Source organism: Streptomyces roseicoloratus (assembly GCF_004117935.1).
In the GTDB taxonomy this organism is placed as follows: domain Bacteria; phylum Actinomycetota; class Actinomycetes; order Streptomycetales; family Streptomycetaceae; genus Streptomyces; species Streptomyces roseicoloratus.
Genome location: NZ_SDOY01000007.1, coordinates 23,331 through 38,080 on the forward strand (window position 1 = coordinate 23,331; position 14,750 = coordinate 38,080).

At 72.1% G+C, this 14,750-nt stretch carries 13 protein-coding genes; 3 read left to right on the plus strand and 10 right to left on the minus strand.

Annotation, left to right across the window (positions count from 1 at the left end):
* Positions 1–155: 155 nt before the first annotated feature.
* Both lpdA and ESG85_RS00510 read left to right on the plus strand, forming a co-directional pair.
* Positions 156–1,559, plus strand: coding sequence for a dihydrolipoyl dehydrogenase (gene lpdA / locus ESG85_RS00505; RefSeq protein WP_128975997.1), 1,404 nt, complete (start codon positions 156–158; stop codon positions 1,557–1,559).
* A gap of 117 nt (positions 1,560–1,676) precedes the next feature.
* Positions 1,677–2,282, plus strand: coding sequence for a rhomboid-like protein (locus ESG85_RS00510; protein WP_342781107.1), 606 nt, complete (start codon positions 1,677–1,679; stop codon positions 2,280–2,282).
* A gap of 77 nt (positions 2,283–2,359) precedes the next feature.
* On the opposite strand, the gene ESG85_RS00515 is transcribed toward ESG85_RS00510, so the two are convergent.
* The 9 genes from ESG85_RS00515 to ESG85_RS00555 form a co-directional block, all read right to left on the minus strand.
* Positions 2,360–3,166 carry an HAD family hydrolase gene (locus tag ESG85_RS00515; RefSeq protein WP_128975999.1) on the minus strand — a complete coding sequence of 269 codons (807 nt, stop codon included), beginning with the start codon at positions 3,164–3,166 and terminating at the stop codon, positions 2,360–2,362.
* Positions 3,163–4,452, minus strand: coding sequence for a serine--tRNA ligase (serS, locus tag ESG85_RS00520; protein WP_128976000.1), 1,290 nt, complete (start codon positions 4,450–4,452; stop codon positions 3,163–3,165). Before serS ends, ESG85_RS00515 begins: the two co-directional genes overlap by 4 nt.
* 458 nt (positions 4,453–4,910) lie before the next feature.
* Positions 4,911–5,846, minus strand: a complete 936-nt coding sequence (gene pheA, locus ESG85_RS00525; RefSeq protein WP_128976001.1) for a prephenate dehydratase — start codon at positions 5,844–5,846, stop codon at positions 4,911–4,913.
* 135 nt (positions 5,847–5,981) lie between these two features.
* The gene (gene efeB, locus ESG85_RS00530; protein ID WP_246094740.1) at positions 5,982–7,307 is read right to left on the minus strand and encodes an iron uptake transporter deferrochelatase/peroxidase subunit; all 1,326 of its coding nucleotides are present in this window, start codon (positions 7,305–7,307) and stop codon (positions 5,982–5,984) included.
* Between the two features lie 2 nt (positions 7,308–7,309).
* A complete protein-coding gene (locus tag ESG85_RS00535) occupies positions 7,310–9,277 on the minus strand; it encodes a copper resistance CopC/CopD family protein (RefSeq protein ID WP_128976003.1) in 1,968 nt (655 codons plus the stop codon).
* Between the two features lie 26 nt (positions 9,278–9,303).
* Positions 9,304–9,756: a copper chaperone PCu(A)C gene (locus tag ESG85_RS00540; RefSeq protein WP_128976004.1), complete on the minus strand. Its 453-nt coding sequence runs from the start codon at positions 9,754–9,756 to the stop codon at positions 9,304–9,306.
* The gene (locus tag ESG85_RS00545) at positions 9,753–10,499 is read right to left on the minus strand and encodes an SCO family protein (RefSeq protein ID WP_128976005.1); all 747 of its coding nucleotides are present in this window, start codon (positions 10,497–10,499) and stop codon (positions 9,753–9,755) included. The genes ESG85_RS00540 and ESG85_RS00545 overlap by 4 nt, the downstream gene beginning before the upstream one ends.
* A gap of 29 nt (positions 10,500–10,528) precedes the next feature.
* On the minus strand, positions 10,529–11,311 hold the full coding sequence (locus ESG85_RS00550) for a YcnI family copper-binding membrane protein (protein WP_128976006.1): 783 nt from the start codon (positions 11,309–11,311) through the stop codon (positions 10,529–10,531).
* 224 nt (positions 11,312–11,535) lie between these two features.
* On the minus strand, positions 11,536–12,375 hold the full coding sequence (locus tag ESG85_RS00555; RefSeq protein WP_128976007.1) for a hypothetical protein: 840 nt from the start codon (positions 12,373–12,375) through the stop codon (positions 11,536–11,538).
* A gap of 254 nt (positions 12,376–12,629) precedes the next feature.
* Between ESG85_RS00555 and ESG85_RS00560 the strand changes: the two genes are divergently transcribed.
* A complete protein-coding gene (locus ESG85_RS00560) occupies positions 12,630–13,085 on the plus strand; it encodes an ATP-binding protein (protein ID WP_128976008.1) in 456 nt (151 codons plus the stop codon).
* 181 nt (positions 13,086–13,266) lie between these two features.
* Here ESG85_RS00560 and ESG85_RS00565 read toward each other — a convergent pair whose 3' ends face one another.
* Entirely contained in the window at positions 13,267–14,736 is a 1,470-nt protein-coding gene (locus ESG85_RS00565) for an aminopeptidase P family protein (RefSeq protein WP_128976009.1), read from the minus strand.
* Positions 14,737–14,750 lie beyond the last annotated feature (14 nt).

Consider the following 14,750-nt stretch of genomic DNA (forward strand, 5'->3'; position numbering starts at 1 on the left):
CTCCTGCCCAGGCCCTCCTGCCCAGGCTCTCCCGCCCCGGCCCTCCTGCCCCGGCCCGCCCGGCCCGGGCAGGAGGGCCGGACTACTGTTGCCTCGTACGGGGGCACCTGGACTCGTACGCGGACCGAACACCCTCACCACCTCGGGAGTCAGTCATGTCAGACCGCTTCGACGTCGTCGTACTCGGAGCTGGCCCCGGCGGCTACGTCGCCGCCATCCGCGCCGCCCAGCTGGGCAAGCGGGTCGCGGTCGTCGAGGAGAAGTACTGGGGCGGTGTCTGCCTGAACGTCGGCTGCATCCCCACCAAGGCGCTGCTGCGCAACGCCGAGCTCGCCCACATCTTCACCCACGAGGCGAAGACCTTCGGCATCAAGGTCGACGGCACGGTCTCCTTCGACTACGGCGAGGCGTTCCGCCGCAGCCGCACGGTCGCGGACGGCCGCGTCAAGGGCGTCCACTTCCTGATGAAGAAGAACGGCATCACCGAGTTCGACGGCCGCGGCACCTTCCTCGACGCGCACACCCTCCAGGTGGCGAAGTCGGACGGCACGACGCAGACGATCACCTTCGACAACTGCATCATCGCCACGGGCGCCACCCCGCGTCTGCTGCCCGGCACCGCCCTCAGCGACCGCGTCGTCTCCTACGAGCAGCAGATCCTCGCCGAGGACGCCCCGCAGTCCATCGTCATCGCGGGCGCCGGCGCGATCGGCATCGAGTTCGCGTACGTCCTGAACAGCTACGGCACCAAGGTCACCATCGTCGAGTTCCTCGACCGGATGGCCCCGCTGGAGGACGAGGAGGTGTCCAAGGAGCTCGCGAAGCAGTACCGCAAGCTCGGCATCGACGTCCTTACCTCCACCCGCGTCGACGCGATCGACGAGTCCGGCCCGCAGGTCCGCGTCACCGTCACCGCCAAGGACGGCTCGCAGAAGGTCCTGGAGGCCGACAAGGTCCTGCAGGCCATCGGCTTCGCGCCGAACGTCTCCGGCTACGGCCTGGAGAACACCGGCGTCGCCCTCACCGAGCGCGGCGCGATCGAGGTCGACGGCCGCGCCCGCACCTCCGTGCCGCACATCTACGCCATCGGCGACGTCACCGCGAAGCTGATGCTCGCGCACACCGCCGAGGCCATGGGCGTCATCGCCGCCGAGACCATCGCCGACGCCGAGACGATGGAGCTCGACTACGCGATGATCCCGCGCGCGACCTACTGCCAGCCGCAGATCGCCAGCTTCGGCTACACCGAGGCGCAGGCCCGCGAGAAGGGCTACGACGTCAAGGTCGCCAAGTTCCCGTTCATGGCGAACGGCAAGGCGCACGGCCTCGGCGACTCGACCGGCTTCGTGAAGATCGTCGCCGACGCCAAGTACGGCGAGATCGTCGGCGCCCACCTGATCGGCCCCGACGTCACCGAGCTGCTGCCCGAGCTGACCCTGGCCCAGCAGTGGGACCTCACGGTCCACGAGGTCGCCCGCAACGTCCACGCCCACCCGACCCTGGGCGAGGCCGTGAAGGAAGCAATCCACGGCATCGCCGGCCACATGATCAATTTCTGAGGTTTTCCCTGATATCACCCGGTCCTGGGTGATAGGCACGGATATGTGCCGAGCAAAACCTCCTCGTACGCGCAGGGTGTTCCGGGTGGCGAACCGTCCCGGCCGATCAGGTCGTGGGTGTGTTCGTCACCCGGCACGCATCTCTGGCTGCTCGTCATCGCGATCACCAGTCTGGTCATCGCGCTTTCCCCGGAAGGCGTCGAGCACTATCTGCTGCACCGCAACAGCAGCAATCTGTACGAGCTCTCCCGGCACCCGATGCGCGCCCTGATCGGCAGCGGATTCTGGATCCGGAATCCGGCGAGCCTGCCTTTCTACGCGGTTCTCTTCGAGGTCTTCCACGCGCCGGTCGAACGCCGGCTCGGCACCGTGAAATGGCTGGTCGTCGTCGCCACGGCGCATGTCGCGGCCACGCTCATCAGTCAGAAGGCGGTCCTCGAGGCGATCCGGGACCACGACGTGCCGCGCAGCATGGCGCACGTCGTGGACATCGGGGTGAGCTACGGCCTCGCCGCCTCGGTCGGCATCCTCACCTACCGGCTGCCGCGCCCGTGGCGCTGGTTCTACCTCGCCGGCGCGGTCGCCTTCTTCGCCGTGCCGCTGGTCACCGACCGCACGTACACGGACCTCGGACACGCGATCTCGCTCGCGATCGGGCTGGCGTTCTGGCCGCTCACGCGCGATAAACCGGTGGTCGGCAGACCGCGGCCGAGCGCACACTGACGGTACGGAACGGGGCGGCCGCTTCGAGCGCGCGGAGGCGAACCGCGCGGGCCGCCCCGCTTTCCGTACCGGAACCGCTACGCGTCCAGCAGGCGCTCCAGGACGACGGCGATGCCGTCCTCCTCGTTCGAGGCGGTCACCTCGTCCGCCACCGCCTTCAGCTCCCCGTGGGCGTTGGCCATGGCCACGCCCCGGGCCGCCCAGCCGAACATCGGGATGTCGTTGGGCATGTCGCCGAAGGCGATCGTCTCCTTCGCCTTCACGCCGAGCCGCCGCGCGGCCAGCGACAGACCGGTCGCCTTGCTGAGGCCGAGCGGCACGATCTCCACGATGCCCGGACCGGCCATGACGACGTCGACGAGCCCGCCGATGGTCTCCTTGGCGATCCGGGTCAGCTCGTCGTCGCCCAGCGTCGGGTGCTGCACGTAGAGCTTGGTGAGCGGCGCCGACCACAGCTCGGCCGGGTCCTCGTACGGCACGTACGGCAGCGGGCCCTCCTGGACCCGGTAGCCGGGTCCGATGAGGACCTCGCCCTCCAGGCCGTCGCGGCTGGCGGCCAGCGCCAGCGGCCCGACCTCCGCCTCGATCTTGGAGAGCGCCAGGCCGGCCAGCTGCCGGTCGAGGGTCAGCGAGGTCAGCAGCCGGTGCTCACCGGCGTGGTAGACCTGCGCGCCCTGCCCGCACACCGCAATCCCCTCGTAGCCGAGGTCGTCGAGGATGTGACGGGTCCAGGGCACGGCCCGCCCGGTCACGACGATGTGCGCCGCCCCGGCCTCGGTGGCCGCGGCGAGCGCGGCGCGGGTCCGGGCCGAGACGGACTCGTCGGCCCTGAGCAGGGTGCCGTCGAGGTCGGTCGCCACCAGGCGGTAGGGGAAGGCGCTCACTTGGAGATCGGCTCCAGGACCTCACGGCCGCCGAGGTAGGGGCGCAGCACCTCGGGGACGCGGACCGAACCGTCGGCCAGCTGGTGGTTCTCCAGGATCGCCACGATGGTGCGCGGTACGGCGCACAGCGTGCCGTTCAGGGTGGCCAGCGGCTGCACGGTCTTCCGGCCCTCCTTGTCGTCGCGCATGCGGACGGAGAGGCGGCGGGCCTGGAAGCCGTCGCAGTTGGAGGCGGAGGTCAGCTCGCGGTACTTGCCCTGGGTCGGGATCCAGGCCTCGCAGTCGAACTTGCGGGAGGCGGAGGCGCCCAGGTCGCCGGTGGCGACGTCGATCACCTGGAACGGCAGCTCCAGGGAGTTCAGCCACTGCTTCTCCCAGTCGAGGAGCCGCTTGTGCTCGGCCTCGGCGTCCTCCGGGGCGACGTACGAGAACATCTCGACCTTGTCGAACTGGTGGACGCGGAAGATGCCGCGGGTGTCCTTGCCGTACGTGCCGGCCTCGCGGCGGAAGCACGGCGAGAAGCCGGCGTACCGCAGCGGCAGCTTGTCGGCCTCGATGATCTCGTCCATGTGGTACGCGGCGAGCGGGACCTCGGAGGTGCCGACCAGGTAGAAGTCGTCCTTCTCCAGGTGGTAGACGTTCTCGGCGGCCTGGCCGAGGAAGCCGGTGCCCTCCATGGCGCGCGGGCGGACCAGCGCGGGCGTGAGCATGGGGATGAAGCCGGCCTCGGTGGCCTGGGCGATCGCCGCGTTGACGAGGGCGAGCTCGAGGAGCGCGCCGACGCCGGTCAGGTAGTAGAAGCGCGATCCGGAGACCTTGGCGCCGCGTTCGACGTCGATGGCGCCGAGCGCCTCGCCGAGCTCCAGGTGGTCCTTGGGCTCGAAGCCCTCGGCGGCGAAGTCGCGGATGGTGCCGTGCGTCTCGAGGACGACGAAGTCCTCCTCGCCGCCGACCGGAACGTCCGGGTGGACGATGTTGCCCAGCTGGAGCAGCAGTGCGCGGGCCGTCTCGTCGGCCTCGTTCTGCTCGGCCTCGGCGGCCTTGACGTCGGTCTTGAGCTGCTCGGCCTTCTGCAGGAGCGCGGCGCGCTCCTCGGGGGTGGCCTTGGGGATCAGCTTGCCGAGCGCCTTCTGCTCGGAGCGGAGTTCGTCGAAGCGGACGCCGGACGACCTGCGCCGCTCATCGGCGGAGAGCAGGGCGTCGACGAGGCCGACGTCCTCTCCACGGGCGCGCTGGGAGGCGCGAACACGGTCGGGGTCCTCACGGAGCAGGCGAAGGTCAATCACCCCCCCAGGCTACCGGTGCCGCCCCGGGCGCCCCCACCCGATAGGGCAATGCGTCTAGCTTTGCCCGAATTGCTTTGTATTCCCGAATTTCCCTGAGAGGCTTCCGGAGAAGTTCTCCACAGCAATGCACCGCGAGGGTGAGTTATCCACAGGCTGTGCGAAAGATCTGTGGACCATGGAGAGCGCTCCCCTTTTCCCACTCCTTCGAGTGGGAATTGCCCACCCTGAAGAGTGGGGTCCCGGAGCTGGGGTGACGCACGGCCGGAGCGGATTTGTCGACCGCGGCGACCCGCCTTGTCGACTTGTCCCCAGGTCAAGGCCCGCACCTGTGGATAACTCTGTGGGTAAGTCCCCGGACGACCGGTGAGGGTCAGGCCCGGCTCGGAATCAGGCGCTCGGCGGGAATCCGGCGCTCGGCCGGAATCAGGCCCGGTTCGGAATCCCGCGCTCGGACGGAATCAGGCCCGGCCGTCCTGGACGCGCGCCAGCCAGTCCGAGGCGTCCATGAACTCCACGTCCGAGGTCCCGCGCCGCAGCGGCCGTACGTCCTCCCGGGAGACGCCCGCCCGCGGATACGAACCGAGGAAGCGCACGTTCGGGCAGATGCGCTTCAGCCCCATCAGGGCCTCGCCGACCCGCCGGTCGGAGATGTGGCCCTCCGCGTCGACGGCGAAGCAGTAGTTGCCGATTCCCGCACCGGTGGGGCGCGACTGGATCAGCATCAGGTTCACGCCGCGCACCGCGAATTCCTGGAGGAGTTCCAGCAGGGCGCCCGGGTGGTCCTCGCCCAGCCACAGCACGACCGAGGTCTTGTCCGCGCCCGTCGGCGCCGCCGGCCGGGCCGGCCGGCCCACGAGCACGAAGCGCGTCTCCGCGTTCGCCGCGTCGTGGATCTCGGTGACCAGGGCCTCCAGGCCGTACGTCGCCGCCGCGAACTCGCCCGCGAAGGCCGCGTCGAACCGGCCCTCCTGGACCAGCCGGGCCCCGTCCGCGTTGGACGCGGCCGACTCCCACAGCGCGTCGGGCAGGTTGTCCCGCAGCCAGTTGCGCACCTGCGGCTGGGCCACCGGGTGCCCCGTGACCGTCTTGATCTCCGACAGCTTCGTCCCGGGCCGTACGAGCAGGGCGAAGGTGATCGGCAGCAGCACCTCGCGGTAGATCATCAGCGGCTCGCCGGAGGCCAGCTCGTCGAGGGTCGCGGTCACCCCGCCCTCGACCGAGTTCTCGATCGGCACCAGCGCCGCCGCCGCCTCGCCGTTGCGCACGGCGTCCAGCGCGGCCGGGACCGAGACCATCGGGACGAGCTCGCGGGTCGCGGCCTCGGGCAGCGTACGCAGCGCGGCCTCCGTGAACGTGCCTTCGGGACCGAGATACGTATACCGGGTGGCGGACATACGGTCACCCTAACGGCCCCGCGCCCCGGAAGGGCCCCCGTCCCGGCGTACGGCCCAAGGGGCCCGGCCCCGGCCCGCGCCGCCCCCCGGCCCGCGCCGCCCCCCGCCCGCGCCGCGGACCCGGGCCCCCGGGGCTCAGCCCTCCAGCAGCCGCTGTCCCACGTACTCGCCCTCCGCCGGGCCGCCCGGCACCGCGAACAGGCCGCTCGCCTCGTGCCGCAGGAACGGGGACAGCGCGTCACCCCGGTCGAGCTTCCGCTGCACCGGCACGAAGCCGCGCAGCGGATCCGCCTGCCAGCAGATGAAGAGGAGTCCGGCGTCCGGGGTCCCGTCCGCGGCGATCCCGTCGTGGAAGGAGAACGGCCGCCGCAGCATCGCCGCCCCGCCGTTCTGTTCGGGGGCGGAGATCCGCGCATGGGCGTTGTCGGGGATGACGACCCTGCCGTCCGGCCCGATCTTGTGGAGGTCGGGCTCGGTCGTCTCCGTCCCGCCGGTCAGCGGCGCGCCGTCCGACTTGCGCCGCCCGATCACCTTCTCCTGCTTGTCCAGCGGCAGCTTCTCCCAGTCGTCGAGCAGCATCCGGATCCGCCGGAAGACCGCGTACGAGCCGCCCGCCATCCATTCCTGGGCGCCGGACGCGCCCTGCGGGACGAAGATCCGGCGGTCGAAGTCGGGGTCAGTGGGCCTGGGATTGCCCGTGCCGTCGATCTGGCCCATGAGGTTCCGGGCCGTCATCGGACGGGCGGTGGCACCGGCCGAGCGGTTGAAGCCGTTCATCTGCCAGCGCACCCGGGCCGCGTCGCCCGCGTCCTTCTGGAGCGTGCGCAGCGCGTGGAAGGCGACGAGCGCGTCGTCCGCGCCGATCTGCACCCACAGATCGCCCTCCGAGCGCTTGGGGTCGAGGACGTCGGAGGAGAAGGCCGGCAGCGGGTCGAGCTGCGCCGGGCGGCGGGCGGTGAGGCCGGTCCGGTCGAAGAAGGTGCGGCCGAAGCCGAAGGTCACCGTCAGGGACGAGGGACCGGCGTCGAGCGCGATGCCGGTGTCCGTGCCGGTGGTCGCCGGCCTGCCCGCCATCAGGGCCTTCGCCGTGGCCGACCAGCGGCGCAGCAGAGCGGCGGCCTCCTTGCGGCCCGCGCCGGGGGCGAGGTCGAAGGCGACGAGGTGGCCCCGGGACTGAAGCGGAGTGGTGATCCCCGCTTGATGTTTCCCGTGAAACATCACCTCGGTCGAACCGACCGTCGTGAGGGCGGGCGAGCCGGCCGGGTCCGGGTCCTCCCCGACGGCGGCGATCCCGATGCCACCGGCCGCGCCGATCACCAGACCGGTCGCGCCCGCCGCCCCGACGGTGCCGAGGAGCCGGCGCCGGGAGATGTCGATGCCGTCGCCGCCCGCGGGGCCCGCGGGCGTGCCTTCGGACTCGTCTCCCGACGTGCGTACTGATGCGTTCACGGGCTTGCTCACGGTCAGCCGATCTTCACGTTCTTCTCGATGGTGGTCTGGTCGATCTCGGAGGTGCGGACGGTCACCTGCAGGAGCCATTCGCCCGGCATCGGCAGCTGGACGCCGGTCGCCGTCCAGTGTCCGGTCTGGATGCGGTCGGGCAGCACCGGCAGCGGGCCGATGTCCTTCTCCTTGAGGGTGAAGGCGACCTTCACCTCGGGGACGTCGAGCCCGCGCCCGTTGGGGCGCAGCACGTAGATGTGCAGGGCGTTGGCTCCGGTGCGGCCGGGGTCGAGGGTGAGCTGCACGGTGCCCTTGCCGTCGACACCGCCCGTGTCGAAGGGCAGTCGTACGTCGATGGGCCGGTTCGGCACGGCGGTCGCGCCGGCGGTGCTCCCGCCCTGGCCGGCCTCCTCCTCGGTACGGGCGGGCTCGGTCGAGGTCAGCACGGTCGTCACGGCGAGCAGGACGACGGCGACGGCGGCCTCGGTGAGTACCGAACGGCGCAGCCCGGCCCGTTCGGGATCGGCGTCCCGTGCCTTCTTCCGGGCGGCGGTGGCGACGGCGGCCCGCTGCCGCGCGAGCTGCGCGGCCCGCTCGGTGCCGGCGGCCCCGGCCTCGGACGGCTCGTCCGCGGCATCTTCCGGAACATCGCCCGTGCCGGTTTCCACCTCCGCCTTCATCTCGGCCTCGGTCTCCGCCTTGGCCTCGGCCTCCGCCTCGGCGTCGCCGGTCCCGTCCTTCGCCGGCCGCTCCGCGAGCCGGCGCACCCACCGCCGCGAGACCCAGCCGATGCCCACGAGGACGGCGACGAGGCAGACCTTGACCAGGAGCAGCTGTCCGTAGCGGGTGTCCGTCAGCGCGGACCAGGTGCCGACCTGCCGCCAGGACTGGTAGACGCCGGTGGCCGCGAGGACGACGACCGAGCCGAAGGCGAGGTTCGAGTAGCGCTCCACGGCCCGGCGTTCGACCGACGGGTCGCGGTGGAGTGCGACGAGCAGCGCGGTGAGCCCGCCGAGCCAGGCGGCCACGGCCAGCAGGTGCAGGATGTCGACCGGCATGGCGATGCCCGGCTGGATGCCGGTCGAGGCGTGCTCGGCGAACGCCCAGGTGCCGGCGATCCCGGCCGCGACGACACCGCCGCCGATGGCGAGGCCGAAGGTGAGGTCCTTGTGCTCCTTCTCGTCGGTCCGCCGGGCGTACGCGCCGAAGAGGACGGCGACGAAGAGCGCCGCCGCGCCGAGCAGCAGCAGCCGCGAGGAGAGCGCGGCGCCGGTCTTGGTCTCCAGGACGGCCCGCAGCCCGCCGAGGTCGAAGACGTCGCCCAGGTTTCCGGTCCTGGTGTACGGGTGACGGAGCAGCAGCAGCGCCAGGGTGGCCGCGGTCAGCGTGAGCCAGCCGCGGACGACGAGCCGCTGCACCGACCGCACCGAGGCGCCGCGCGGCCAGCAGGCCAGCACGAAGACGCCGCCGCCGATGAGGACGACGAAGCCGGCGTACGCGAGGTAGCGCGCGATGCCGTACAGCGTGCCGACGAGTCCGCCGCCGACGGCGGTGTCGGGCAGGGCGACGGAGGTGGTGGACGGGGCGCCGACGGAGAAGGTGAAGGCGCCGGCGACGGGGTGGCTGTCGGCGGAGACGGTCTGCCAGGCGACGGTGTAGGTGCCGTCGGGCAGTCCGGGCAGCAGCGCGACTCCGTAGCGGATGACGGAGCCGCTGCACAGGTCGCGGATCTCTCCGGTGTCGACCCGTTTGCCCGCGGGGTCGAGGACCCGGATGGAGTCGTCGCTCATGGCGACCTGTTCCGAGAAGGTCAGGTTGACCTCCTTGGGGGCGGTGGCGACCACCGCCCCGTCCTGCGGGTCGCTGCCGGTCAGCGCCGCGTGCGCGGACGCGGGGCCCGCGGTGGCGAGCAGGGCGCCCAGCAGCGCGGCGGCGACGAGCAGCAGCCTGGTGAGGGCGGGCCCGAGGCGCGGGGCGGTGGTTGTCACGGTTCCTGTCACTCCCTCGGGCGAGCTCAGTGCTGCTTCGGGTTGTGGTTGGGCGCCTCGACGGGAAGGTCGACCTTCAGCACGCCGGCCTTCTCGAAGTGCAGCTCGACGGTGACCTTCTCGCCCTGCTTGGGCTGCTTCTTCAGGTTCATGAACATGAGGTGGTTGCCGCCGCGTTCGAGCTTCAGCTCGCCGTTGGCCGGGACGTCGAAGGACGCCACCTTCTGCATCTTCTGGTCCTTCACCTCGTGGATCTGGACGTCGTCCGAGATGCCGCTGGTGACGGAGGTGAGCTTGTCGGCTTCCGCACCGCTGTTGCTGATGGTGAGGAAGCCGCCCGCCATGTCGTTCACGGGCTGCGGCATGAAGGCGCCGTTCACCGTGAGCCGGGGCTCGTCCGAGCCGGACCCACAGCCGGTCAGGGCGAGCGCGGCGGCGAGGGCGACGGCGGCGGACAGGACGGTGGTGCGGCGGTTCACGGGTTCTCCCCCTTGATGAGCTTCGGCAGGTCGGCGGCGTACTGGTCGGCGGTGGTGTCCTCGCCGTACAGCACGTAGCCCTGGTCGGTGGTCGGCGAGAACGCGATCACCTGGGCGCCGTGCATGGAGACGACCGAGCCGTCCTTCTCCTTCTTCGGCGGGTCGATGCCGATGCCGATGGAACGGGCACCGGCCTGGATGACCGAGAAGTCGCCGGTGAGGCCGGTGAAGCTGGGATCACCGGCCGCCGGCAGCCACTTGCCGAGCTCGGCGGCGGTGTCCCGCTCCGGGTCGGTGGTGACGAAGACGACCTGGAGCTTGTCCTGGTCGGCCTGGGGGAGCTGCTTGCGGGCGATGGCGATGTTGCTCATCGTCAGCGGGCAGACGTCCGGGCAGTGCGTGTAGCCGAAGTAGAGGAGGGTCGGCTTGCCCTTGGTCTGCTCGCGCAGGTCGAACGTCCGGCCCTTGGTGTCGGTGAGGACCAGGTCGGGCTTGGCGAAGGGCCGGTCGAGGACGGTGGCGGCCTTGGTGTTGTCGCTGCCGCCGGAGACCTCGGCGACGGCGGGGCTCGCCGCGCCGGGCGTGTCGCCGGCCGGGCTGCCGAGGCCGACCGCGGCCGTGACTCCGATCGCGGCGACGATCGCCGCCGTCGCGATGATCAGCGGGGCCCGGCGGCCGGGGCGGCCGCCGTCCTTCCCGCCCTCGGCGACGGAGCTCTGAACAACTGTCTTGTCGTCGGACATGGTGTGTCTTTCGGTGAGGGGGACGGCGGTCAGGCCGAGCGGCGGCGTCCTGCCAGGACGCCGAAGGCGACTCCGGCGGCACCCACGAGGATGCCGATCACTCCCAGCACCCGGGCCGCCGTGTCGGTCGCGCTCGCGGCCTCCTCGTGCGCGTCGCCCTTGTCGTCGTGGTCGGCCTTGTCGCCGGCGGCCTGGTCCGTGGTCTTGCCGTCGGCGGGCGCGGCGCCGCCGCCGTGGTGGTCGGCGGACGGGGCGGACAGCTTCAGGACGGGCGCCGGGTTCTCGGGGTCGGCCGCGCCGTCCTTGGGCTCCTCGATCCAGCGCACGACCTCGTTGTTGTCGTAGGTCTGGATCGCCTTGAGCACGAGCCGGTCGGTGTCCTCGGGCAGCCGGCCGAGGGAGAGCGGGAACTGCTGGAACTGGCCGGGGCCGATCTTCGCGCCGTCGGCGGTCCAGGTGACCTTGGCGACGGCCTCGTTGATCTTCTTGCCGTGCAGCTCCAGCGGCTTGGCGAGCTTCGCCCTGGTCACCTCGACCTTCCAGCCGGGCACGGGCTGCGGCATGACGGAGGCCAGCGGGTGGTCGGTCGGGAAGTTCACCTCGACCTTGACGGTGGAGGCGTTGTCGCGCTCGTTGGGCACCTTCACGTTGACGGTGGCGTAGCCGCCCTTCGCGGCCTCGCCCTGCGGCTGCACGCCCACGTGCGCGAAGGCGGTGCCGGAGAGCAGCAGCACGGAGGAGACGGCGACGCCACCGGCGAGGGCGGCACGCGACAGGTGCGTACGGGGCAGGTGCGTACGGGAAACGCTCATGACAGAAGACACTCCAGCTCGGAGAGGCGATGCGGAAGACATCCGCGAGACAGGTACGAGCGGTCCACGCGCATGCGCCGCGCGCGACGCCGACGGGCGCCGGCCTTTCGGGCGACGGACGCCGGACGTCGGCGACCGGGCGTCGGAAGACGGCCGGACGACGGGGTCGGCGGGGGGCGGGCAGGCGTGGACGGCGCGGAGCCGCCCCGGGAGAGCGCTCCGCGTCAGGCTGCGAGGACGCAGCGGGAGGCGGCCGGAGGGCCGCGCCTGATCACCGTGTGCTGAAGTGCCTCGGCCACCGGCGGTGGCGAGGAGTCGGAAGCGGTACGGGCGGGCCCGTGCGGCCCGGTGGCCGGAGCGCCCGGCAGGCCGGCGAGCAGGTTCCGTACGAGCGAGAGCGCGGCGCGCAGCGAGCGGACGAGCGCGCACTCGGCGAGCTCGACGGCACCCTGCGCGGACAGCGTCACGAGCCGGCCGAGGGCGAGGTCGCCCCGGCGCAGCAGCCAGCCGGTCGCGAGCGCGGCCAGCAGGTGGCCGAGCAGCATCGGCAGGCTCGGCACCAGTTCGGCGGCGCGGGCGGTCGCGGTCACCGCGTCCGTCGCACCCGCCGGACCGGCGGTGCCGGCGGCGAGGTGGTCGTGCACGCCGGATCCCGCGGTGGTGCCGGCCGCGCCCGCGGCCGCCGGCGCCAGCCCGGCCTCGCGGACGATCCGGGCCGCGTCGGCCGGGTTCAGCGCGGCGGTTCCGCCGCAGACCAGTTTGGCGGCGAGCCGGATCAGGGTGTCGTCGCCCTGCGGCGGCCCGGCGGCCGGGCGCCGCCCGAGCCCGAACAGGGTGTGCAGGCCGACCTGTCCGACCGTCAGCGCGGCGACGATCGCGGGCAGCGAGCGCTCGCGCCCGGCGAACAGCACCGTGACGCCGAAGACGCCGAGGAAGCCGGCGACCACCGACCACGCCGCGATCCCCGCGCAGGCGGCCAGCGCGTGGCCGAGGGCGGACAGCACGACGCAGACCGCGGTGAACACCGCGGCCCTCAGCAGGCGTGGCGCGAGCGGGGCAGACATGGCGGGCCCATCATCGCACCAGCCGCGCACCTCCCATACGGCAGGTCCGGAAGGTCGCCCTTGGCCTCCTTCCGGCCGACATGCCCCGAACCGTCAGGGGGATGTCACCCTCCGACATACACCGGCGTCGGGGATCGCGCATCCGCCGAACGGGGGCTGTTGCGGGCGGTGGGGGCTTATGGACCACGCGGCACGGCAATACGTATCGGTATGTCGTGCCGCAGCATGTCGAGCCGCAGCCAGGAGGCTGGAGCATGAGCATCTGGTGGTCCCTGCATCTGCGGCGCGAGGCCGCGAGCGTCCCGCTCGCCCGGCGACTGCTCCTCGGCACGATGGAGACGGCGGGGGTCGATCCGGACGTCTCCTACGAGCTGTCGGTGGCCCTCACGGAGGCCTGCGCCAACGCGGTCGAACACGGCGGTGCCGCCGCGGGGCCGGGCGGTCCGGTCTCGGAGGCGTACCGCGTGACCGCGTATCTCGACGGCGAGACCTGTCGCATCGAGGTGGCCGACTCGGGCCCCGGATTCGCCGGAGCCGCGGCGGGGCGTTGGGCCGCGGTGCCCGACGAGGCCGAGAACGGCCGCGGGCTCCGGCTGATCGAGGAGCTGGCCGACCACGTCCACTTCGGCCGTACGGGCCGCGGCGGCGCGCTGGTCAGCTTCGACAAGATCATCAAGTGGCGCCCGGACGCGCCCCTGGCCCTCACGTAGCCCGGCACCGGCAGGACGAAGGCCCTCACGCAGCCCGGCACCGGCAGGACGAAGGCCCCCGCCGACCGGAGTCGGCGGGGGCCTCGCGGCACGCACGGTGCGCGGACGTCCGCGCACGGGCGGGACCGGCGCGGGGTCGGCCCTTCGGACCGCGCGGTGTCGGCCTTCGGACCGCGCGGGGTCAGCCCTTCAGGCCGGCCATCCACGTCTCGACCTCGTCGGAGCGGCGCGGCAGCGCGGCCGAGAGGTTCCGGTTGCCGTCCTCCGTGACGAGGATGTCGTCCTCGATCCGGACACCGATGCCCCGGTACTCCTCGGGCACGGTCAGGTCGTCGGCCTGGAAGTAGAGACCCGGCTCCACGGTCAGGCACATGCCCGGCGCCAGGGTCGTGTCGACGTACGCCTCGGTGCGCGCGGCGGCGCAGTCGTGGACGTCCATGCCGAGCATGTGACCGGTGCCGTGCAGGGTCCAGCGGCGCTGCAGGCCGAGCTCCAGGACACGGTCGACCGGGCCCTCGACGAGGCCCCACTCGACGAGCTTCTCGGCGAGCACGCGCTGGGCGGCGTCGTGGAAGTCGCGGTAGGCGGCGCCCGGCTTCACCGCGGCGATGCCGGCCTCCTGCGCCTCGTACACGGCGTCGTAGATCTTGCGCTGGATCTCCGTGAACCGGCCGTTGACCGGCAGGGTCCGGGTGACGTCGGCGGTGTAGAGCTCGGTGGTCTCCACACCGGCGTCGAGCAGCAGCAGGTCCCCGGAGCGGACCGGGCCGTCGTTGCGGACCCAGTGCAGGGTGCAGGCGTGCGGGCCGGCGGCGGCGATGGTGCCGTAGCCGACGTCGTTGCCCTCCACGCGGGCGCGCAGGAAGAAGGTGCCTTCGATGTAGCGCTCGCTGGTCGCCTCGGCCTTGTCGAGGACCTTGACGACGTCCTCGAAGCCGCGGGCGGTCGCGTCGCAGGCCTTCTGGAGCTCGGCGATCTCGAAGTCGTCCTTCACGACGCGGGCCTCGGAGAGGAAGACCCGCAGCTCCTCGTCGCGCTCGGCGGTGACCTTGTCGACGAGCGCGGACTCGATGCCGGCGTCGTGGCCGCGGACGTTGCGGACCGGGCCGGTGGCCTCCTTGAGCCACTCGGGCAGCTCGCGGACGTCCTTCGCCGGGATGCCGAGCAGCTGCTCCGCCTCGGCGAGGGAGTGGCGGCGGCCGACCCACAGCTCGCCCTGGCCGTCGAGCCAGAACTCGCCGTTCTCGCGGTTCGAGCGCGGCAGCAGGTAGATCGTGGCCCGGTGGCCGTCCTTGACCGGCTCGAGGACGAGGACGCCGTCCTGCGTCTGGTCGCCGGTGAGGTACGCGTACTCGGTGGAGGCGCGGAAGGCGTACTCGGTGTCGTTCGACCGGGTCTTCAGGTTGCCGGCCGGGATCACCAGGCGCTCGCCCGGGAAGCGGGCGGAGAGCGCGGCGCGCCGGGCGGCGGTCCGCGAGGCCTGCGCGATCGGCTCGAGCCCGTGCAGCTCGGTGTCGGCCCAGCCGGACTTCATGTTCTCGGCGAGCTCGTCGGAGACGCCCTGGTAAAGGCCGTTCTTGCGCTGCTTGATCGGCTGCTCTTCGGAATCCTCCGGGGTCTCCGGGTTCTCCGGCGTGAGCTCCTCGGCCACGGGTCTGCCTCCTT